The sequence below is a fragment of the Flavonifractor sp. An10 genome (assembly GCF_002161215.1).
GTDB classification, from domain to species: Bacteria; Bacillota; Clostridia; order Oscillospirales; family Oscillospiraceae; genus Flavonifractor; species Flavonifractor avistercoris.
Genome location: NZ_NFMB01000001.1, coordinates 20,501 through 41,665, shown reverse-complemented (window position 1 = coordinate 41,665; position 21,165 = coordinate 20,501). Strand labels below are relative to the sequence as shown.

Below are 21,165 nucleotides of genomic sequence, written 5' to 3'. Positions count from 1 at the left end.
TCGGCAAGACCACTAAATCAAGGCACTTTGTTTTAGTCATATCTCCGAATTTTATTCTCGGGGGTTGTCAAAACGGCTCGATCTTCCCCTATACAAATGGGAGAAAATTTTGAATAGGAGGTCGTTATTGTGAGGGAATCCAGTTACAAAAGCTACGATGACCTGCCGCTGTTTCTCAATGCGGAGACAGTGGCAAAGGTGCTGGGCGTATCCATCTCCAGCGCATACGAACTGATGCACCAGCCGGACTTCCCGGTGGTGCGGGTAGGCAGCCGGATGGTGGTGTCCAAGGAAAAGTTCATGGCGTGGGTATCTGTCCAGGCGGAAGGAGGCTGCCAGTGAAGCTTTTCCCATATCAGCGTGACGCAAAGCAGCATCGTTTCCCGCTGCCCAATGAGATCTGGAAGTGGAAACTGAAACCTCCTGCCTTTGCGATACTGGCGTATCTCCAGTACCGTCACTGCCGGAAGTTCAGTGGCACTGCCACGCCGGAGGAACTGGCGGAGCACACCCGGATGAGCGTTGAGATGGCCCAGTCCAGTGTTGAGTCCCTGCTCCACAGTGGACTGCTCACTGCCAATCTCGTCCCAATTCTGTCCGGTGTACACGGTGGCAGATTTTTCACCATGCCTGACGAAGTGTTTTACCTTGGGCTTGGCCACGGAGCAATCACAGTCTACGCCTATCTGCTCTGCTGTGAAGATCGCCGCTCTCACCAATGCCATCCCAGCTATAACACCATCTCCTCCGCAGTCGGCCTTGCCGTCAATACCGTGATGAAGCACATCTCTACGCTGGCAGATAAACAACTCATCACGGTGGAGCGCACCAGCTACATCGACAGCAACGGCATGAAGTGGAACGGCAATAATCTCTACACGATCCTGCCCATCCAGCAAGCGGCGGATGCGTTCTATCGACGGCAGATAGACAAACTGGAGCGGGCAACGGAACACCAGCGAGTGGCGAAACTCCTGCAAGAGCAAGGAAACCCCGCGTGACCGCCTGTGGGCCGCTGTGTGCCCCGATTGCGGGAGGGGCAGAGTCCCTGCCCCTCCCGGCGGGTTTCAGGCCGGTGTGGGACGGTTGTGGGAGGCGCTGCGGCACAAGGCTTCCGGCCCTTTTTGCACAGAACCGAGGGACGAAAGAAAAAGCAGGATAAAGCCCTGGCGCTTTTATGGCGCCTGGGCGGTCACTTCCGCCCGCAGTGCGGGCGGTTTCCGGGGACGGAGGCTGACGCTTTTTCAGCCAACTAAACCTGCGATTGACGCTGTTTCCGGAAAAACAGGCGTATTTCCCCGCCGTTAAGGGATATGCGCTGACGCTGCAACGGATTTAGGAGGTATTTGAGAATGGGAGAAAATAGACACAAGCACACCGTTTGGATGGATGACGCCGTGTGGGATCAAGTGGAATCGCACTACCAAAGGGACAACTGCTCCACCAGAAACGAATTTATCGAGAAGGCCATCCGATTCTACTCCGGTTACCTGGACGCGGAGTCTGCCGATGCCTATCTGCCCCGGGTTCTCGCCGATGTGCTGGAAGGCAAGCTGAATGCATTCGGTAAACGGATGGGACACCTGCTGTTCAAGCTGTCGGTGGATCAAAACCTCATGGGGAATATCCTGGCCGCCGACATAGAGATCGACCCGGATCAGCTGCGGAAAGCTCGCGTCCGCTGTGTCAAAGAGGTAAAGGAGACCAACGGTGAGATCAGTTTCGAGGACGCTGTCCGCTATCAACAGGAGGCTGAGTGATGCCGGGGTTGATCCAGAAGTCGGGCTACATCAAGCCGGGAAACGGCGGCGGACACTACGCCGAATACATCGCCACCCGGGAGGGCGTGGAGCTGATCGAGGCTCCATCCCCCTCCCATGACGGCGGCGGCTACCTGGAATACATGGCCCAACGTCCCCGCTCTCACGGTCTGTTCTCCGCCGACGGTCCTGCCGATCTGGAGAACACCATGGAGGAGATCAACGGGCACACCGGGCCGGTGTGGACCTTCGTCTACTCCCTGAAACGGGAGGATGCCGCACGGCTGGGCTACGAAAACGGCGAGAGTTGGCGCAGATTGCTGCTGGCCCATCAAACAGAATTGGCGACAGCGATGAAAATTCCGCCAAGCAGCTTCCGATGGTGTGCCGCTTTCCACGACGAGAAACACCACCCCCATATCCACATGATGGTCTGGTCGGCGGACCCCAAGCAAGGATTTCTAACGGAAAAGGGCATCGAGAAGATGCGCTCCCAGCTGTCCAATGAGATCTTCCGGGACGAGCTGCTGTCTCTCTACCAGGAAAAAGATCTGTCCTACAGCCAAGTGCGGGACGCGGCAACGGAGGCCATGGGGCGGCTCATTCGGGAGATGGAGACAGGTCTGTGCTATAGCCCGGTTATCGCGGAGCAGATGGAGACGCTGGCCGGGATGTTGGAAGGCCACAAGGGCAAGAAGGTCTATGGCTACCTGAAAAAGCCGGCAAAGGCGCAGGTGGATGCCATCGTGGATGAACTGGCCAAGGTCCCGGAGGTGGCGGAGTGCTACGAACAGTGGAATCAGCTTCGGGACGAGCTGGAACGTTACTACAAGGACGCCCCCAGAGAGCGCCTGCCCCTCTCACAGCAGAAGGAGTTCAAAGCCATCAAAAACATGGTCATCCGGGAGGCGGAGCGGCTCCGGCTGGGCACGTTTACCTTCGAGGATGTCCGTATGAGGGACGAGGTGGATGAGGACCAGGATGCGGTGTACTATGCCTGGAACTCTGACTGGCAGATGGCCGAAGCATACCAAAGTGCCAAGGAAATTCTGGAGGAGTACGAAAATCCAGAGGAGGAAAAAGCGGAGCAGGTGCAGGTGCTGGAACAGCTCTGGCAGAGAGGGTTCTCCCTGGCTACCTATCAGCTGGGCAAGTGCTGGCGGGACGGGCGCGGTGTTCTCCCTGATGACGAGCAGGCAGAGCTGTGGTTCCGGCGGGCGGCTGACGTGGGATATGACTTCGCTCAGTACGCGCTGGGAAAACTTCTGCAAAGTCAAAACCGAATGGACGAGGCGGTATCCTGGTATGAAAAAGCGACGGCCCAGGGTAACTCCTGCGCCGCCTACCGCCTGGGAAAGCTGTATCTGGAGGGGAGAGATGTCCCGAAAGACCTGCCAAAAGCGGTAGCCTATCTCACCGACTCCGCCCAGCAGGGCAATCAGTACGCCCAATATGCTCTGGGGAAGCTGTACCTCACCGGCCAGAATGTCAAACAGGACCGGGAGCGGGCCTGGGCGTATTTCTATGAATCGGCGGAACAGGGAAATGAGTACGCCGACTTCTTTCTGGAGCACTTCGATCAGGCGCGCGGGCCCAATGTGTTCCTGGCGGCCACCCGACTGCTCCACCATCTGAGTCAGATCTTCCGGGAGAACTCGGTGCCGCCCGCCGCTCCGGTGGGACAGCGGGTGGACCGAAAGCTGCGGAGAAAGATCCAGGAAAAGAAGATCGCCATGGGCCACAAGCCGGATGACCATGAGGAGGAGCAGAACCAGGGCGGAATGGTCATGGGCGGGATGTGACCCCCTCAAAAATTACGGCACAGTAAACAACAAAAGCCTTCGGACGCGGAAACCCAGTGGGATCTGACAGCAAAACTAACCGTCCAAATGATAACTTTTTGATAATAGTTCGCCGTGCCTCTGGCTATTTCCTGTTTCTGTGGTATGTTGTGTTGCTGAGGAGGGATGACCATGACAACCAATCAACCCCCAGTCCAGCGGTGCCAATACTGCGGCAGTGATGACCTTGGCCTTGGCTGGCAGCACGGAGAGGCGCTGGTGACCTACAAAAAGCATGGACTCCTGGGCAGCCGGCTTCGGTATCTGATCTGCCGCCGCTGTGGAGCCGTGGTGTATCAATGGGTAGCGGAGCCCCATAAGTTCCCACCTATCAAATGAGTCACTCAGAAATTGCGCCGCAAATCAAAGATAAACTCTGGAGGTGAGCAGCATGGCAAAGCGAAGACCATCCGGCGACGGCATGGTTAGGAAACGGGAAGATGGCCGTTGGGAGGGCCGAATCGTCATCGGCCACAAGAGCAATGGCGACTCCATCTTCCGATATATCTACGCAGATACCCAGAAAGAACTGACCGCCAAACTCCGGCAGAACATCGACGCCTATCAGGGAGTGGACCTGACGGAGGAAAGCAGAATGACGCTGTCAGAGTGGCTGGACCGATGGCTGGAGCAGATGTCACTCACCCTACGGCCCGACACCCTGAAACGGTACCGGGGCGACATGGACCGCCATGTCAAGCCCCGCCTGGGGCAAAAGAGGCTCACGCAACTCACCGCTGAAGACCTGCGGGAATTGTACCGCTTCCTTCTGGAGCAGGGGCGAATTGCCCCTCGGCCCGGCCAGGGCCCCGGCCTCTCTCCCGCCACCGTCCGCGGTATCCACGCCGCCCTCCACCAGGCCCTCCAAGCGGCGGCAGACCAGTGCCTGATACCCAACAACCCCGCCAAACAGGTGGCCCCGCCTAAGATCACCCACAAGCCCATGAAAATTCTAAACGAGGAACAGATGGACACTTTCCTGGCGGCGGTGGATGGCAATGAAATCTGGCGAGATTTCTTCTACACGGAGCTGACCACCGGCCTGCGGCTGGGTGAGATCTGTGGCCTCATGTGGAACGACTTTGATGGGCAAAAGGGCACTCTCAGCGTCTCCCGCACCCTGCACCGGGAAAAAGGCGGGCGGCTGACAGCCGGGGACACCAAGACCTACGCCGGGACCCGGACCATCCTCCTGCCCACCAGCACGGCGGAACGGCTGCGGCTGCGAAAAAAGACTTCCTACTCACCTTGGATCTTCCATGACCCATTTCGCCCGGAAGCCCCGCTGAACCCCGGCACCGCATATCGCCAACTGAAAAAGATCCTGCAGGAGACTGGACTGCCTGAGCTCAGATTCCACGATTTAAGGCACACCTTCGCCACCCACGCTCTGGCCAGCGGGGTGGATGCCAAGACCTTGTCCGGCATCCTGGGCCATACCAAGGCCAGCTTCACCCTGGACATCTACACCCACACCACCGGAGATATGCAGAAACGGGCGGCGGAAATTGTAGGCGGCTTCCTGACCGACTACTTAGGAGAGGAGATGGCCCCGTGGCAAAACGCAGAAAACACGGCGACGGCAGCGTCCGTCTGAGAAAGGACGGCCGTTGGGAGGGCCGGGTGGTCATCGGCTACGATGAGAAGGGGCTGCCAAAGACGAAGAATGTCCTTGCTAAGACGAAAACGGAGTGTGCGGCAAAGCTGAGGGCCCTGCGGGAGAGACTGACACCTCCCGCCCCTGAAGTTCCTAAGGCCGACCTCTCCCTGGGAAACTGGCTGGATCACTGGTACCAGGACTATAAGAAGGCAACCCTCCGGCCCAACACCCAAATGTCCTACGAGCGGCGGATCTATCAGCACATCATTCCTGCCCTGGGCAATATCCAGCTGGACAAGCTGACCACCGGGGACATCCAGCAGTTCTATACCCATCTCAAGCAGAACGGCAGACTGCTGCGCAAGGAGCTCTATGGTACAGGTCTCTCCGATCAGACTATCCGAGGCATCCACACCACCCTCCACGCAGCCCTGGACAAGGCAGTGGAAGAAAAGCTGATCTTCCGCAACCCGGCGGACAGCTGTAAACTTCCGCCTGTCAAGGGCAGAGAAATGAAGGTTCTAACCCCAGAGGAGATCCAGCGGCTGCTGATCCAGGCCAGGGAGGACGGCTGCTACGAGCTGCTTCTCTTGGAACTGGCCACCGGCCTGCGCCGGGGCGAGATCCTGGCTCTCCAATGGGATGACCTGAATTTCCGCACCGGGGCTCTGCGAGTAGAGCGGCAGGTACACCGAGTAAAAGGCGAGCTGGTGGTATCTCCTCCCAAGACTAAGGCAGGCAATCGGACGGTCCTTCTCCCTGCTCCTGTCTTGAAGGTCTTAAAAGCCTACCAGAAAACTGTCCACTCCCGCTGGATGTTCCCCTCTCCGGTCAAGGAAGACTCCCCTATGGACCCGGCCGCCGTCCGAAAGCGGCTCCAGACCGTACTGGAGCGGGCGGAATGCAAGCGTCTGAGGTTCCATGATCTTCGGCACACTTTCGCCACCGCCTCCCTGGAGCACGGCATGGACATCAAGACCCTGAGCACCATCATCGGCCATGTGTCCAGCACCACCACGCTGAACACCTACACCCACGTCACCGACGCTATGCGGCAGAACGCGGCGGATAAGATCGACCGGGGGATCGGGAGAGCCGAATCAAAACCCAGACAAGAATCCGCCCCCCAGAAGCCAGTCCCCAGCACCTTCCAGGCCCACAAGGGACAGCGGCGCAAACCGGGTACCGGATGCGTCAGCCAGATCAACGGCCATCTGTGGGAGGGCCGCTACTCCCCCATCGTCAACGGCAAGCGCATGGCCCGGAACATCTACGCCAAAACGGAGGCGGAGTGTGAGGAAAAACTGGCAGAACTGATCCGGGAAATGAAGGCGGAGATCGCCGCCGGGAAAAAACAGGCAAAACAGAAAAGTGCGGCAAGTTGACCGGGAGAACCTGCCGTATTGCACAAACGGGCCTCCAAGGGCAAAGCGCCCTCGGAGGCCCATCTTTTTCCTGTCTGTGGCTTGTTCTGTGGTCAAAGGCAAAAGCTAAAATTCAAACCGCCAGAAATAGTTGCAAAAAGCAAAGAAAACGTCCGCTTTTCAAGCAAAAAGCGGACGTTTTGTGGAGCTGCTGGGCGGATTTGAACCGCCGACCTCATCCTTACCAAGCGGCTCCGGAACTTTTTTCTAACTATTTTTAACGTTTTATGGCCATATCCGCTCCATTCCGTCTACTTTCTGTCACTCTCGAAAATCAAAGTTTCCGCCCATTCCGCCGCCCTCTGTGGCAACTTGTGTGGTCAAACTGTCGGGGGCGTAGATTTCCGCGATTTGACCATTTGCACAAACGTGGTTCGTACACGGTTTTCTGTCTGCCCTACTTTTCTGCAATCCACCGCGAAACATTTTGCTATGGTGTTAACAATGATGAGGGATGTAAAAGGGATCTCGATACTTAGCCATTAACCGCGCTACAAGCCGCCCATATTAGGGGGCTGGGCAAAAATTTGACAAATTAGAGATAAGCTGTTGTCAAGTCCTCGCAAACCATTCCCTTGCTCTTGCTTCCCTTTTCACAATACCTTTTCGTATAGTAGGCAGGTTTCGGTTTTTCAGCAAAAGTTTTATGACCGTGTTGAATAAGGAAGCACCGTAAGTATCCAATCAACAAGTTGCGGGGGTACCCTACCTGTTAATTGGGCGGGTACCTCCGCATTTTTTTGCTTATCTATTTACTTGGTACGTCTTCTCTAGGTGAATCTTATCCGCCTACTCTCAGGTGGAGGAACTCTGTAAGCTTACCATGCTATAACAGCAGATCGTGGGTCGGCAGCGATGGAGTATTTCTGAAGGCGGGGAGATGTGGTCTCCATCTGTCCGCCAGTATTAGAGTGATGTTTCCAGGGCCCGGTACAATGTCTTGCCCGCCTCATTTTTCGGGATCTCCTCCAGCATATGGAGGCGGAAGGTCCTGGGTGGGAAGTGCAGCTGCCCGCTCAGGTAGTCCAGCATCTGGAACGGCAGCTCCGGCTCCCGGCTGTCGTGGAACACCTCTAGGCAGTCGTCCGTGCCTACGCAGGCAAATCCCACCCCTGCAAACCGGGCCGAGAGGAGGCGCTCCACCTCATCCAGGCTGACCCGGCTGCCGTAGAGCTTGACGAACCGCTTCTTCCGCCCCACGATGGAGTAGAAGCCCTCTTCGTCCCGCTTCGCCATGTCGCCGGTATGTAGCTCGCCGTGCCACTGGTTCCCCAGCAGCAGTTCCTCCGCGTTCCGGGCATAGCCCATGGCCACGTTAGGCCCCCGGTAGACCAGCTCGCCCATCCTGCCCGCCTCTGTCAGCACGGCGCCGTCCTCCCCCAGCAGTTCAAAGGAGCCGCCGGGCACCGGGATACCCATGCAGCCGCACTTCTCCACCGCCCGCTCGGCAGGCAGGTAGCCCATGCGGGGGGCAGCCTCGGTCTGGCCGTACATGACATAGAACCGGCGGCCGGTGTGCGCCGCCCAGTCGGCAAATTCCCGGTGAAGGGGTTCGGGCAGCTTGCCTCCCGCCTGGGTAAGGGTGTGCAGGGCGGGCAGCTCCATGTCCATCAGCCCCACCCGCCGGTACATCTGATAGGTGTAGGGCACCCCGGCCAGAGAGGTGACACGTTCCCGGCGCACCAGTTCCCAGAAGGGCTTCTCCACCACGCTGCGGCGGGTGAGCACCACCGCCGCCCCGGCCAGCAGATGGGTGTTGAGGATGGACATGCCGTAGGAGTAGCTCATGGCCAGGTTGGTGACCGGCCGCTCCCCCTCATCCAGGCGGAGGTACTCCACGATAGAGCGGGCGTTGGCGTCCAGGTTTTTCCCGGTCAGGCGCACCAGCTTGGGGCTGCCCGTGCTGCCCGAGGTGGTGAGCAGCAGGGCCAGCTCCGGGTGGAGCTCCGGCCCCGTGCGGTCTCCGTCCCGGAGCAGGACACTGTCCTCCACCTCCAACGCCGGGGTGAAGGAGGCCAGCAGCACCCGGGTCTCGTCCGGCAGATCCCCCGGCGCCAGCACGAAGGCCGGGCGGTAGGTCTCCAGCAGGCCGGCCAGCTGGGCCGGGGCGATGCGGGCGTCCAGCAGGAGGGGCACCGCGCCGGTGCGCAGGCAGGCGAAATAGCCCAGCAGACTGCCCGGCGTGTTCTCGCAAAGCAGGAAGACCAGCCGGTGCCCCCCCACCGCCCGGCCCAGCCGCCCGGCGGCGGCATTCAGATCCCCCAGGGTATAGCGCCGGCCCCCCTCTGTCACGGCCAGAAGGCGCTCCGGCTCCCGGTCACAGCGCGCAAACAATTCCACGATACACACTCCTCCCCATTCACAGGGCGCTCAGCGCCCGTCCATCAGTTCCCGGATCGCGTCCTTCACCGGCTCGGGCAGGGCGTCGTACCAGGACTGCTCCTGACCGGCCGGCGGGAAGACCGTTCCAAACTTCAGGATGTTGGTGGGCTCGATGCTGGAGAGATCACACCAGATAAAGGGCTGTTCAAAATCGCACACCCCGCTCACCCGCCTGGTCAGCTCCAGCATCAGGGCCTTGTTCTGCTCCGGCGTGCGGCAGCGCACGTCGCCGCGGATCCACATGTGCCGTCCCATGGGCCGGCCGGCCACGAAGCGGTTTTCGTCGGGCACCTCGTCGATGATGACCTGCACATAGTAGGGCGGCGCCCCGGTCTGGGCCACATGGCCGTCGGTAATGGCCTGGGCCACCGCCTGCTTCTGCTCCCTGGTGAGCCGGTTTTCGTTGACATAGACGTGATAGGTCGGCATATGCACTCCTCCTTATCCGATGACGCGGGACAGGCAGGCGATCAGATCCCTGCCGTCCCATATGGTGTCAAAATCCAGAGCACGGCCCATAGGCACCACCCGATCCACCCCTCTGGCGCCCAGCCGGGCCAGCAGGGCGGCCGTCTGATCCGGATCCACCCCGCCGCACACCAGAGTCTGTACCTTTGGGGTGAGCAGAGGCGGCAGCTCCTCCATGCTACCCAGCGTCCCCTGATAGAACAAGCCGAAGCCCCCCTTCAGCGGGGGCAGCGGTCCCGCAGGACGGGCCAGCTCCGCCACATAGACTAGATTGCCTCCGTATCGTTCTGCACGGGTCACCGCCGGGGCCTGCATGGTCATGGCGCTGAGACACAGCCGCTCCAGCTTGCGGGCGGTCTGGAAGGGGCCGAAGGGGTAGCGCCGGGCCGCCTGGGCGGCTACGGCCTCCCACCAGCGGCTCCGGCAGGTCTCCTCTCCCCCGTCCTCCAGCCACAGCACCAGCTGAGGGCTGGAGCAGGCGTTCTGATCCATCTGATAGGTGTCGTTATAAAACCGCCGGGCCAGTTCCGCCATGCCGTCCTCATCCAGCTCCGAAACCGCACGCCGGCTCAGCACGGCCAGCGACCAGCGGTCGGGAAAGCACAGCTCCACGGCGTGAGGGGGCATGGGCATGGCCCGCACCGCCGCCACCGTGTCGTCGCCGCCCCACACCACCCGGGCGTCGCAGCGGGCGCACCAGGCCGCAGTGATCCTGCTGTCCCGGGAATAGGTGATCAGGCCGGTGCGGGCCCGGACAGCGGCGTGCTCCGGCCGGTCCAGCACCCGGCGCAGGACGGCCAGGAGGGCCGCCTCTCCTTCCGCCCGGCGGCTGGACAGGCGCACCACGTTGGCGTTGCCCGACAGCAGGCCCGTGGCCAGGGTGTAGGTAAACAGGGCCGGCACGTTGGCGGGCGCCAGGTGAAAGACCAGTCCCCGGCCCAGCCGGGGCAGCGGGGCGGCATGCCGCCGGGCCAGCTCCTCCAGGTGGGCGGGACGGCACCAGAAGGCCAGGGCGGCCTCCGCCTCCCGCCGCCGGGTGGCGGGATCCCGGCGCAGCTCCGCCGACAAATCCGCCAGGAAGTCCACCGCCCGGGGGTCAAATGGGGCCCAGGGGGTGCTCTCCGGCTCCGCCGTGCCGGCCAGCAGGGTCACATCATCCCTCATAGGTATCGCTGCACCCCCTTACTTCGGCCCGGGGCACCCGCCCGGTCACCCGAAAATATTTGCCCAGCCGCCCGCAGGGGCAGTCATCCTCCCCCAGCAATACCCCCAGATCCTCGGTGAGCAGAGAGTGGCCCGGATAGGAGCGGGGCAGCAGGGAGAGCACCTGGAGCACCCCCTCCTCCCCCGGTTCGCAGAGGGAGAAGTCCCCGCTTCGCCGTACCACCACGTCTGACCAGACGCTGGCGTGGAGGTGGCCGCAGGGGCACTCCATGTAGATACAGCCGGTCTGCTCCGCCATGCCGTAGTAGTTGTATACCTGCTCCACGCCGGTGGCCGCCGCCACCCTGGCCTTGAATTCCTCGGGGGACACCGCCTCACCGGCCAGCTTCTTCCACCCGCCGCCGTGGACCAGGATTCCGTCGGGGATGGACAGACGCTCCCCCGCCTCCTCCAGGGCGCGGATCACGTGCTTCCAGATCATGAAGGTGAAGCCGAATAGGAAGATGCGCTCTCCCCGGTGCCGCTCCAGAAAGGCGCGCACCCCGTCCAGATCCAGCTCCATATTCTCGTCCAGGGCGTAGCAGGTGCGGGAGCCCAGCAGGGCGAAGCCCAGGATACCCGCCCCCCGGGCGGAGAACATAGTGCGGTCCCGCAGTACCTTCCGGCTGTCCAGCACCAGGTAGGGCAGCCGCCGCTCCCCCAGGAAGTCGGACATGATGTGGCACAGGGCCTGCTGCTGCCGGGCGGCGGTGTCCGCGTCCAGAAAAATCCGGGACACCCTCTGCCCCGTGGTGCCGGAGGAGGTGAGAGTTTTGAACACCTGCTTCTCCGGGATGCTGCGCAGTGCCAGCTCCTTGAACAGGCCCACCGGCAGCATGGGCGCGTCCTCCGGCGCGTCCAGCACCTCCGGCGTCCCCAGGGCGTCCAGCAGCCGACCGTACTCCGGGCAGCAATCCCGGTGGAGACGGGTGAGCTCGGAAAGGCCCTGGGTAAACAGGGCCCGCTTCTCCGCCCGGGCCAAGGCGTAGGGCCTGCCCTGCAGCAGCCTGTCATAATCCATCCTGGCTCCACTCCTCTCCTGTCAAGGTATAGGGCGCACCGTGGCCCGGACAGATCCGCAGCCCCGGCGGCAGCTGCGCCAGAAAGGGTCTGGTTCTGGCCCGGTAGTCCGTCTCGCTCCCGCCGGGCAGGCGGAGGATCACCTTCTCCCCCGGGATCAGGTAGTCCCCGGAGAAAAAGGTATCGCCGTCCAGAAAAATGCCCGCGCTGCCCGGGGTGTGGCCGGGCAGCGCCTCACATTGCAGCCGGTGCCCCTGCCATACCGTCTCCCAGCGCCGCTCATAGGGCAGCTCCGCCGGGGCGCAGACAAAGGGGGGATAGGACACCCCCGGCTTACCCCGGAAGGTCAGGTAGACCTCCATCCGCTGGGTCATGTTGAGCCGCTTGTCCTGGAGGTTGGCACTGCACACGGCGGTGGCCGCCGCCGGTACCCCGGGCCAGCGGCGGCGCAGGGCCTCCAGGCCGGCCATATGGTCGCAGTGCTCGTGGGTGAGGAGGATCAGCTCCGGCTTCCAGCCCAGCCGCTCCAGCAGCTCCAGCGGCCCCCGGGGGTGGTTGGGGTCAATCACCACCGCCCGGCCGTTCTCTCCCAGGAGATAGCAGTTGCTCTCCGTCAGAGGGTCAATCCACCGCTCCAGACTCAGCACGGCTCAGAGCTCCACGCCGTATTTGGCCAGGATCTCCTTCCCCTTCTCGTAGGAGGAGAAGTCCAGCACATCCACCGTGCCCAGGCTGATCCCGAAGGTCTCCTCCAGGTCGCCCATTAAATCCATATGACCCAGCGAGTCCCACAGGGGGATGCCCTGATACTTCAGCCCGGGCAGATCCTCCGGCTTAACCTTAAACGAGGTGAGAAACAGGTGGTCGTATTTTTCCAAATTCGTCATGTCCGGTTTCCTTTCCCGCCAGAAGCAGAACCGCGGCGCGGAGTTGGCCGAGGCCGGCTCCGCGCCGCAGCGCGGCCGCATGGCACTTAATATTTCTGATGGAATCTCTTCTCGTACTCTTCCTTGAGGGCGTCACGGAAGTCGGGGTGGGCAATCTCGATAAGGTTGCGGGCCCGCTGGCGCAGGGTCTGCCCCTTCAGGGCAGCCACGCCGTACTCGGTGACGATGTAGTCCACGTCATTGCGGCTGGTGGTGACGGCGGCTCCCTCGTCCAGCAGTGGGACAATCTTGGAGATCTTGCCCTTGACGGTGGAGGGCATGGCCATGATGGAGACGCCGCCCTTACTGGCGGAGGCACCGCGGACAAAGTCCACCTGGCCGCCCACGCCGGAGATCTGCTTGGCCCCGATGCTCTCGGAGGCCACCTGGCCCATCAGATCCACCTGCACGCAGGAGTTGATGGACACCAGCTTCTCGTTCTGGGCGATGACAAAGGGGTTGTTGACGTAGTCCACCGGGCGCAGTTCCACGTCGGGGTTGTGATCCACGAAGTCGTACAGCCGGCGGGTGCCCATCAGGAAGGCCACCACGAACTTGCCGGGGTGGAGGGTCTTTTTGGCGTTGGTGATGACGCCGGCCTCAGCCAGCTCCACCACGCCGTCGGAGAACATCTCAGAGTGGATGCCCAGATCCTTCTTATTCTTCAGGAAGAGGAGCACTGCGTCCGGGATGGCGCCGATGCCCAGCTGGAGGGTGGCCCCATCGGGAATCAGGGAAGCACAGTGCTCGCCGATGGCCTTTTCGATGTCGCCGATCTTGGGGGGCGCCAGCTCAATCAGGGGAGCCTCATGCTCCACGATGCAGTCCAGATCCTCCACAGACACCAGGCTGTAGGGGCCGGTCCAGGGCATCTGGGGGTTGACCTGTGCGATAACTGTTTTGGCCTGCTTCACCGCCTCCTGGGTATAGTCCACCGACACGCCTAGGGAGCACATGCCGTTCTCGTCCGGCGGGGTGACCATGACCATGGCCACATCCACAGGCATGGTGGTGCTGAACTGGCGGGGCACCTCAAAGAAGAAGCTGGGGGTAAAGTCGCCCCGGCCCTCTGCAATGGCATCCCGGGTGCTGCCGCCCACAAAGAAAGCGTTGTGGCGGAAGTTCTCGGCGTACTCCGGCTTGCAGTACTCGCCCTTACCCATGGCCACCATGTGGACGATCTCCACGTTCTTGTAGGCCTTGGCGTTGGACACCATCACATCCAGCAGATAGGAGGGCTCGCCGCAGGCGTGGGCCACAACGACCCGGTCGCCGGACTTGATGTGATTGACCGCCTCTTCCGCCGTCATCAAATGCTGCTTATAATATTCTTTCCAGCTCATACTATTCACACTTTCTATCAAATTTCCCTGCTCAGCGGGCCAGGTAGGCACGGCCCATACGGTCGGCCTCCAGGATGGCGTCATAGACCTCCTGGGCGGCGATGTCGGCCCGCAGATTCCGGGTGGACTGTGTGGGAACGCAGGCGGCCTCCGCCACTTTCTTCAGGGTTTCGGGCACGACCTCTTTTACCCCCAGCTGAGCCAGGGTCATCGGCAGCCCGGTGTCCTTCAGGAAGGAGAGCACCTGCTCCAGCTCCTCCTCCGGGGCCCTTTCCAGCACCAGCTGAGTCAGTGTGCCGAAGGCCACCTTCTCACCGTGATACATGCCGTGGGCCTGGGGCTCCTGGGCAAAGCCGTCGTTGATGGCGTGGGCCGCAGCCAGGCCGCCGTTCTCAAACCCCAGGCCGCTGAGATAGATGGACGCCTCCACCACGTCCTCCAGTTCGGGGGTGACCTGATGCCGGTCTACAGCATCCAGGGCGTCCCGGCCCTTTTCCATCAGCAGGTCGTAGCACAGACGGGCCATCATCAGCCCAGTGTTGGACACGTTGCCCCGGGCCATGGTGCGGGCGCCGCTGTTTTTGCAGGCCCGGGCCTCAAACCAGGTGGACAGCGCGTCGCCCAGTCCGGCGGCGAAGAGCCGCCTGGGGGCCTCGGCGATGATGCCGGTATCTACCAGAACCAGATCCGGATTGCGGCGCATGAGCACCGCCTTGATGACCACGCCCGCGTCGTTGTAGAGCACAGCCACGCCGGAACAGGGCGCGTCGTTGGAGGCCACGGTGGGGATGACCACGCAGGGCAGGCCCAGATTTTCTGCTGCGGCCTTGGCTGTGTCCAGGGCCTTTCCGCCGCCCATGCCCACGACCACGTCACAGCCCTGGGCCTTGCATTCGTCCATTTTGGCAAAGACCTCGTCTTTGGTGGCCTCGCCGTGAAAGGTGGTGAACACTACCTGCTTCTCCTGGGCGGCCAGGCTGGCCTCCACCCGCTGGCCGAAGCGGACGCGGCTGTTGTCGGAGCAGATGACCAGGAATTTGTTTCCCAGCTTTTTGGCGCTGCGGCCCAGATTGTCCAGCTCTCCCGCGCCCTGCACATAGCGGGCGGGGGCTTTGATGGCATACGTCATGTCGTGACAGTCTCCTTTTCCTGTACTATCGAAAGGCCAGCCGCACTTCCAGATCGGCGGCCAGCGTGCCGTCCACGAATACCTGCCCGCGGCAGACGGCCAGGCCCCGCTCCGTCTTTTCCTCCAGGAGAGACACGTGGATCTCCAGGGTGTCCCCCGGCAGGATTTTCCGGCGGAAGTTGGCCTCCCGCACCCCCATGAACAGGGGGAGCTTTCCCCCGTAGCGCCCGGTGGTCATCATCAGGATGTCCGCCGCCTGGGCGGCCGCCTCGATGGTGTAGATGCCCGGCAGCACCGGGGCATCCGGGAAGTGTCCCGCGAAACAGGGCAGCTCCAGCCGGGCCCGGAAGGAGGCCACCGCCTCCTCCCCCGGCACCAGACGGCTCACCGTGTCGATGAACAGCATGGGCTCCCGGTGGGGCAGGATGCCCAGCACCTCCTGGTGGGACAGGCTCCGGGCCTCCTGGCCCTTCAGGGCCTGGGACAGCTTCTCCCGAACCGGGAGCAGCTCCTCCCACCCGCTGAGGTAGATCAGCCGCCCGGCGGGCACCGCCAGGTCGCTGGTGTTGGCGCACCGGGTGGGGCAGCCGCAGACCACCAGCACCGCCGGGTACTTCACCCCTGCCTGGGCGGTGACAAACTCCGTCTCAGGGAAAAAGCTGCTCAGCCGCTTGACCAGGGCCACCCGGTCATACCGGGGGTTGCAGCCGCCGCAGTAGCGGACACCGATCTGACAGTTATCCGCCATGGCGCATGTTCAGAATGGCGCAGGCCTCGTCCAGCAGCTCCGGGCTGATATCCTGAACCAGGACGGCCTGCTTGATGTGGGGAAGGTGCTCGGTCAGCGCGGTCTGAATCAGCTCCTCCGTGGTCAGGTCGGCCGCCGGGCAGCCGGCGCATTTTCCCCGGAGCTTGAAGCGGACGATACCGTCTTCTACCTCCACGATCTCCATGTCGCCGCCGTGGGTGCGCAGGAGCGGGCGCACGTGCTCGTCCAGCACGGCCTCGATGTCCTCATACATGGCGGATACCTCCTTATAAGAACCGGGGGGCGGCGGATTTCCGCCGCCCCCCGGTCGCACAGATTCTGATTGTTCGGATGTTCCAGGGCAGCCCCTCCCCGCGCGGGTCAGGATCAGCGCCCGACCGCCCCGCAGGGCGGTCGGGTCCCGGAGCGTGCCTCCGCCCGCACCGGAGCGCCGGGCGGACGCCGGGGAACTAATCTTGAGGGAGAGAAGAGGGATGGTTTGGGGCGTATACTCCTTGATGTGGGCGATAGCCTTGGCCAGCACCCGACCGCCCCTGAGGGGCGTCCGGGATCCCGATGGGATTTCACATCCTCGGCGGGAGTGAATCCCGCCTGCGGCAAGGTTTTGGCTGCGCCAAAACGCTTGGACGGCTTCGCCGGGGAAAGCGCTGGCCCTCGCTGGCTTACTCCTTGATGTGGGCGATGGCCTTGGCCAGCTCTTTCTTGTGGGCCAGGTTGCCCTGACGGGAGATCATGATGCGCTGAGCCTGGGGAGAGCCGGCGCCGTGCATGGACTCGGTGCGGTAGCCAACGGCGGCGGTGCCCAGGGACAGGTTCTCGATCAGGCGCAGGATGCGCAGGCGGTTCTCGGTGGACACGGTGGAGACGCCCTTCAGATACTTGTCGATGACGGGCCCCAGCTTCTCGTCCCGGAAGTCGGCCTCGCCGGGGGCGGTGACCATCAGGCCGCCGGCGATATCCTCGGCCAGGCGGACGATCTCATAGGGGAAGCGGGTGACGTTCTGCTTGCACACGTTGGCCAGCAGCAGGTCGATCATGTAGTTGCCGCTCTCGGTGGGGGCGCCCTCGGCGGAGCAGGCGATGCCGCAGCAGTACAGGGTCTCGTTCAGGTGGGTCATCTCGATGAGCTTATCCTTGATGTGGCTGGCCTTGGCGGCGCCGTTGTAGTCGGCGGCCACGGCGGCGGCGCCGATGAGCACGTCGCCCACGCCCACCTTACAGCCGCCGTAGCTCTGGCGGTGATAGCCGGCGAACCGCTCCACCAGCATGCCGGCGAACTCGGTCTCGCCGTTCATGAAGATGCGGTCGTTGGGCACGAACACGTGGTCGAACACGGTCAGGGCCTCCACGCCGCCGAACTCGCTGTTGCCCACGTCCATCTCGCTGCCCTCCAGCTTGCGGGTGTCGCAGCTCTGGCGGCCGATGATCATGAACAGGCCCTTGGTGTCCAGGGGCACGGCGAAGGAGATGGCGTAATCCTTGTCATCGGGGCCCATGGACTGGGTGGGCATGACGATGACCTCATGGCTGTTGATGATGCCGGTCTGGTGGGCCTTGGCGCCGCACACCACCACGCCGTCGGGACGGCGCTCCACCACGTGGAGGAACATGTCGGGATCATCCTGGGCGTGGGGCGCCTTGGAGCGGTCGCCCTTCACGTCGGTCATGGCGCCGTCCACGGTCAGGTCGTTCTCCTGGCAGTACAGCATGAACTTCTTAAAGTTCTCGAAATAGTGGGTGCCGTACTTCTTGTCGATCTCATAGGTGGTGGAGTACTCCGCGTTGAAGGCGTCCATGCCCACGCACCGCTGGAAGCAGGCGGCGGTCTTCTGGCCCAGCAGGCGCTGCATCTTCACCTTGTTGCGCAGATCCTCGGTGGAGCGGTGGATGTGGGTGAAGCGGTTGATGCGCTCGCCGGTCTCGGGGGAGATGGCGGTCATCAGCTCCTGATACTCGGGCATCTGGGCCAGGTCATAGGTCATCCGGACCGAGTTCAGAGAGGGGCGCAGAATCGGGTTATCAACAGGATTTTCCACCTTCTTGCCGAACATGTAGATCTCCATCGGGATCTTGCGGATGCTTTCGATGTACTGTTCGCCGGTCATGAGTGCCATAGCAGAAACTTCCTTTCTCAATCAGATTTTGATGTTCTTCTATGCGGTGTAAAGCGGCGCTCGCCGTTTTACTGGTTGTCATGCTCGCTGGGGGCGCCCACGGCCACCTGCTCCACGGCCTGCTGCTCCTGGTTCTTCTTGCTCTCGAACAGGAGGAAGAAGAGGATCAGGCCCACAGCCAGGCCCCAGGCGGCGCCCTGAAGGGCCAGGATGATGCCCATGACGCCGCAGATGCCGCGCTCGATATCCGTCCTGCACATGTTCATGGCCAGCTGGGTGCAGATGAAGCCCTGCACGATCAGGGTCAGGGAGAGGGCCACGGGCAGTACGGACTGCAGCAGGGAGGAGATGGGGATCAGTGCCACGCAGATGAAGGTGCACCAACGGAAGGTGCCGGCGCCGCTGTAGATGGACTCCATGGCCTTGGGGCCTTCCTTATACCGCTGGGACACGGCGGCGGTAACGGCCGCCCACAGGGGACCGCAGGTCTGGGTATAGGGGCAGCAGAGAGCCATAGCCACGTTGCGGATGCCGCTGATGATGTTGGAACGGTTGGCGTTGAAATCAATCTTTTCATCCCGACGAACCTCGTCAGCGGAACGGATCAGCTCCTCAGAGGTGACGAAGTCACCGAAGGCGATGATGTAGACCACAATGGCGGTGGGAATGGCGGCAATCCAGGTGGCGGCGCTGGGCCAGCCGATGGCGAAGGGAGACAGCTGGTTCCAGATGTTGGCGAACTCAGGAACCTTGATAAGGGGCCACCACTGCACCTGGGGGAAAGCCAGCTCGCCCACAATGGGGCCCAGAATCAGGGCGATGATGATGGCGGGCAGCATGCCGAACTTGCCGATGGCATCAATAAATTTGTTTTTCCGGCGCATGTTGGCCCAGATGGGACTGAACAGGCAGAAGTAGGCGATCAGCACGCCCACGGTGATGGAGATGGGGTAGGTCCAGAACCGGCCGCCCTCACCCATCTCGCCGATGATGGCGGACAGGCCGCCGCCCATCAGCACACCGGCCTTCACAGAGTTGGGCACCAGATGCACCATCTTGCCGCCGATGCCGGTGATGCCGAACACCAGGAAGATGAGGCCCAGGATCAGCTGCATGGCGATCAGTGCTTTTGTGCGGTCAGGGCCCATAGCATAGCCTTCGGTCAGCCAGGCGGTGATGATGGGGATGGCCGGGGTGATCCAGCCGGGCACCACTGGGTCGCCCAGCAGCACGTGCAGGTTGTAGAAGAAGCCGTTGATGATGACCATGGACAGGGCCACGCCGTATTCAACGCCCAAAACCTCTTGCAGAACGGGGATGGCGCCCAGACAGGTGGCGCACATAAAGACCGCCTGCACCATCTCCGGAACCGACCACTTGTAGTGGACGAAGGGAAGACGGATCTTAAATATGCCGGCCTTCCAGTATGGCTGCTCCTCACCGTACTTGCGGTAGCGGCTGACGAATTGTTCGTTTGCCATATGCGTTCCCTCTTTCTTTCCCGCGAATTTTTGTGGATAGGCGGTTCAGTTGGCCAACTGGTTCCTATGCACGAACACTCTCTATTTTGCAACCTCGGTGCCAACTTACAAAAAAATCCCAAAGCCGCTGTCCGACAACGACTTTGGGATTTTCGCAGAAATTGTCCTTTTTTGCGTACGCTGCATTTTTGAAACAGTTTGATGCTCTTCACAAAGTGAGGCCCCTTGAAAATCAAGGTTTTGGTTCCTGGTTCATTTTTGCAGCATCTGTTTTACTTTTGCAGCAGTTCTTCGTATTTCTTTCGCTTCCGCACAAAGGTAGCGCTGTCCATGCCCAGGCTTGCCGCTGCCGCCCGGACATTGCCGTACCGCTCATAGGCGCGGCAGATGTACTCGTACTCGAAGCGGGCCACCTCCCGCTTCAGGTTCACCCGCCCGTCCTCCTCGGCCGCGAGTTCCCCCTCAAACCGGCAGGCGATGGGCAGATCTTCCGGCAGAATATCGTCCCGGGTGCTGAGAATCACCGCCTGCTCCACCACATTTTTCAGCTCCCGCACATTGCCGGGCCAGGGGTAGTTGTGCATCAGCTCCAGAGAGGCGGGCGTGAACACCTTGTGATAGCGGTATTTCTTATTCATGTCCTTCAGAAAGGTGCGCACCAGGGGGAGAATATCGCCCTGCCGCTCCCGCAGGGGCGGAATGACGATGGGCACTACATTGAGCCGGTAGTACAGATCCTCCCGGAACGTCTTTTCCCGCACCATCTCCCGCAGATCGCGGTTGGTTGCGGCGATGATACGCACATCCACCGGGATGGAGCGCACGCCGCCCACCCGCCTTACCTGCATCTCCTGCAGGACGCGCAAAAGGTGAACCTGCATCTCCAGAGGCAGGTCGCCCACCTCATCCAGGAAGACAGTGCCCTTGTCAGCGCTCTCAAACACACCCATTTTGCCCTCTCTGCTGGCTCCGGTAAACGCCCCTCTTTCATAGCCGAAGAGCTCGCTTTCGATGAGGGTAGCGGGAATGGCGCCGCAGTTGATGCCGATGAAGCTCTGGCCGGACCGGGCGGAGTGCTCATAGATAAATCGGGCAAACTGCTCCTTGCCCACGCCGGTCTCCCCCAGCAGGAGGACCGTGGTGTCCAGCCCGGCCACCTTCTGCGCCCGGGCCATCACCTCCATGGTGCGGGGATCCGCCGCCACCATCTGGGAGGCAAAGGGGTCCCGGCTGCGCAGGAAACGCAGCTCCGACAGGCGGCGCTCCTCGCTCTTCCGATACTTCTCCTGCAGGCCGTAGATCTCCGTCATATCCCGAACCACCGTGATGATCATGGACAGCCCGCCCTCTCCGTCAAAGTGGGGCGTGCTGGTGATCAGCGCCTGTTTGCCTGTCCGAAAGGTCTGCTCCAGCGTGACCGGCCGCTTGGTCTCCAGCACCAGCAGGGAGCCGGAGCGGTCGATGAGGCCGGTCTCCACCAGTTCCCGCATATTCCTGCCCAGCACATCCTCCGGCCGCAGGCCGGAGATCTCCTGATAGGCGTGGTTGATCAGGATGGTATTGGCCTCTCCGTCGGTGATGTAGATGCCATCGTATATACTGTTCAGAATGGCGAACAGCTGGCGGTTGATCTCCTCCTGATCCCCCTGGAGCAGCGAGGAGCCGCTCTCCCCCACATAATAGACCTTGCTCGGCTTATCCACGG

The 21,165-nt window shown here is 61.8% G+C and carries 20 protein-coding genes; 7 read left to right on the top strand and 13 right to left on the bottom strand.

Going from position 1 to position 21,165, the window contains the following annotated elements:
* The first annotated feature begins 129 nt into the window (after nucleotides 1-129).
* From B5E42_RS00230 to B5E42_RS00200, 7 genes are all read left to right on the top strand, one after another.
* Complete coding sequence (locus tag B5E42_RS00230) at nucleotides 130-342, top strand: helix-turn-helix domain-containing protein (protein WP_087235856.1); 213 nt, start codon at nucleotides 130-132, stop codon at nucleotides 340-342.
* Nucleotides 339-1,001 carry a helix-turn-helix domain-containing protein gene (locus tag B5E42_RS00225; RefSeq protein ID WP_242966961.1) on the top strand — a complete coding sequence of 221 codons (663 nt, stop codon included), beginning with the start codon at nucleotides 339-341 and terminating at the stop codon, nucleotides 999-1,001. Before B5E42_RS00230 ends, B5E42_RS00225 begins: the two co-directional genes overlap by 4 nt.
* Nucleotides 1,002-1,352: 351 nt before the next feature.
* Nucleotides 1,353-1,760 (top strand): hypothetical protein, encoded by a 408-nt coding sequence (locus B5E42_RS00220; protein WP_087235854.1) that lies wholly within the window; start codon nucleotides 1,353-1,355, stop codon nucleotides 1,758-1,760.
* The gene (gene mobP3 / locus B5E42_RS00215) at nucleotides 1,760-3,562 is read left to right on the top strand and encodes a MobP3 family relaxase (protein ID WP_087235852.1); all 1,803 of its coding nucleotides are present in this window, start codon (nucleotides 1,760-1,762) and stop codon (nucleotides 3,560-3,562) included. Before B5E42_RS00220 ends, mobP3 begins: the two co-directional genes overlap by 1 nt.
* 171 nt (nucleotides 3,563-3,733) lie before the next feature.
* A complete protein-coding gene (locus B5E42_RS00210; RefSeq protein ID WP_227603568.1) occupies nucleotides 3,734-3,940 on the top strand; it encodes a hypothetical protein in 207 nt (68 codons plus the stop codon).
* A 52-nt stretch (nucleotides 3,941-3,992) separates the two neighbouring features.
* Entirely contained in the window at nucleotides 3,993-5,198 is a 1,206-nt protein-coding gene (locus tag B5E42_RS00205) for a site-specific integrase (protein WP_087235848.1), read from the top strand.
* The gene (locus tag B5E42_RS00200; protein ID WP_087235846.1) at nucleotides 5,156-6,586 is read left to right on the top strand and encodes a site-specific integrase; all 1,431 of its coding nucleotides are present in this window, start codon (nucleotides 5,156-5,158) and stop codon (nucleotides 6,584-6,586) included. The genes B5E42_RS00205 and B5E42_RS00200 overlap by 43 nt, the downstream gene beginning before the upstream one ends.
* Before the next feature lie 945 nt (nucleotides 6,587-7,531).
* On the opposite strand, the gene B5E42_RS00195 is transcribed toward B5E42_RS00200, so the two are convergent.
* The 13 genes from B5E42_RS00195 to B5E42_RS00135 form a co-directional block, all read right to left on the bottom strand.
* Nucleotides 7,532-8,965, bottom strand: a complete 1,434-nt coding sequence (locus B5E42_RS00195; protein WP_087235844.1) for an AMP-binding protein — start codon at nucleotides 8,963-8,965, stop codon at nucleotides 7,532-7,534.
* Nucleotides 8,966-8,995: 30 nt separating this feature from the next.
* Nucleotides 8,996-9,436: a 4-oxalocrotonate tautomerase family protein gene (locus B5E42_RS00190; RefSeq protein WP_087235842.1), complete on the bottom strand. Its 441-nt coding sequence runs from the start codon at nucleotides 9,434-9,436 to the stop codon at nucleotides 8,996-8,998.
* A gap of 12 nt (nucleotides 9,437-9,448) precedes the next feature.
* The gene (locus B5E42_RS00185; RefSeq protein WP_087235840.1) at nucleotides 9,449-10,639 is read right to left on the bottom strand and encodes an acyl-CoA reductase; all 1,191 of its coding nucleotides are present in this window, start codon (nucleotides 10,637-10,639) and stop codon (nucleotides 9,449-9,451) included.
* Complete coding sequence (locus B5E42_RS00180) at nucleotides 10,629-11,699, bottom strand: acyl-protein synthetase (protein WP_087235838.1); 1,071 nt, start codon at nucleotides 11,697-11,699, stop codon at nucleotides 10,629-10,631. The genes B5E42_RS00185 and B5E42_RS00180 overlap by 11 nt, the downstream gene beginning before the upstream one ends.
* Nucleotides 11,689-12,345: an MBL fold metallo-hydrolase gene (locus B5E42_RS00175; RefSeq protein WP_087235837.1), complete on the bottom strand. Its 657-nt coding sequence runs from the start codon at nucleotides 12,343-12,345 to the stop codon at nucleotides 11,689-11,691. The genes B5E42_RS00180 and B5E42_RS00175 overlap by 11 nt, the downstream gene beginning before the upstream one ends.
* Nucleotides 12,346-12,348: 3 nt before the next feature.
* Nucleotides 12,349-12,585: an acyl carrier protein gene (locus B5E42_RS00170; protein ID WP_087236618.1), complete on the bottom strand. Its 237-nt coding sequence runs from the start codon at nucleotides 12,583-12,585 to the stop codon at nucleotides 12,349-12,351.
* A gap of 86 nt (nucleotides 12,586-12,671) precedes the next feature.
* A complete protein-coding gene (locus tag B5E42_RS00165) occupies nucleotides 12,672-13,967 on the bottom strand; it encodes an acetyl-CoA hydrolase/transferase C-terminal domain-containing protein (RefSeq protein ID WP_087235835.1) in 1,296 nt (431 codons plus the stop codon).
* 31 nt (nucleotides 13,968-13,998) lie between these two features.
* A complete protein-coding gene (locus B5E42_RS00160; RefSeq protein WP_087235833.1) occupies nucleotides 13,999-15,096 on the bottom strand; it encodes a glycerol dehydrogenase in 1,098 nt (365 codons plus the stop codon).
* Nucleotides 15,097-15,121: 25 nt separating this feature from the next.
* Nucleotides 15,122-15,844 carry a 3-hydroxyacyl-ACP dehydratase FabZ gene (gene fabZ / locus B5E42_RS00155; RefSeq protein ID WP_087235831.1) on the bottom strand — a complete coding sequence of 241 codons (723 nt, stop codon included), beginning with the start codon at nucleotides 15,842-15,844 and terminating at the stop codon, nucleotides 15,122-15,124.
* Nucleotides 15,834-16,118: a NifU family protein gene (locus B5E42_RS00150; RefSeq protein WP_087235829.1), complete on the bottom strand. Its 285-nt coding sequence runs from the start codon at nucleotides 16,116-16,118 to the stop codon at nucleotides 15,834-15,836. The genes fabZ and B5E42_RS00150 overlap by 11 nt, the downstream gene beginning before the upstream one ends.
* A gap of 409 nt (nucleotides 16,119-16,527) precedes the next feature.
* Nucleotides 16,528-17,979 carry a 4-hydroxyphenylacetate 3-hydroxylase family protein gene (locus tag B5E42_RS00145; RefSeq protein ID WP_087235827.1) on the bottom strand — a complete coding sequence of 484 codons (1,452 nt, stop codon included), beginning with the start codon at nucleotides 17,977-17,979 and terminating at the stop codon, nucleotides 16,528-16,530.
* Between the two features lie 68 nt (nucleotides 17,980-18,047).
* Nucleotides 18,048-19,460, bottom strand: coding sequence for a solute carrier family 23 protein (locus B5E42_RS00140; protein WP_087235825.1), 1,413 nt, complete (start codon nucleotides 19,458-19,460; stop codon nucleotides 18,048-18,050).
* 272 nt (nucleotides 19,461-19,732) lie between these two features.
* Nucleotides 19,733-21,163, bottom strand: a complete 1,431-nt coding sequence (locus tag B5E42_RS00135) for a sigma 54-interacting transcriptional regulator (protein WP_087235823.1) — start codon at nucleotides 21,161-21,163, stop codon at nucleotides 19,733-19,735.
* Nucleotides 21,164-21,165 lie beyond the last annotated feature (2 nt).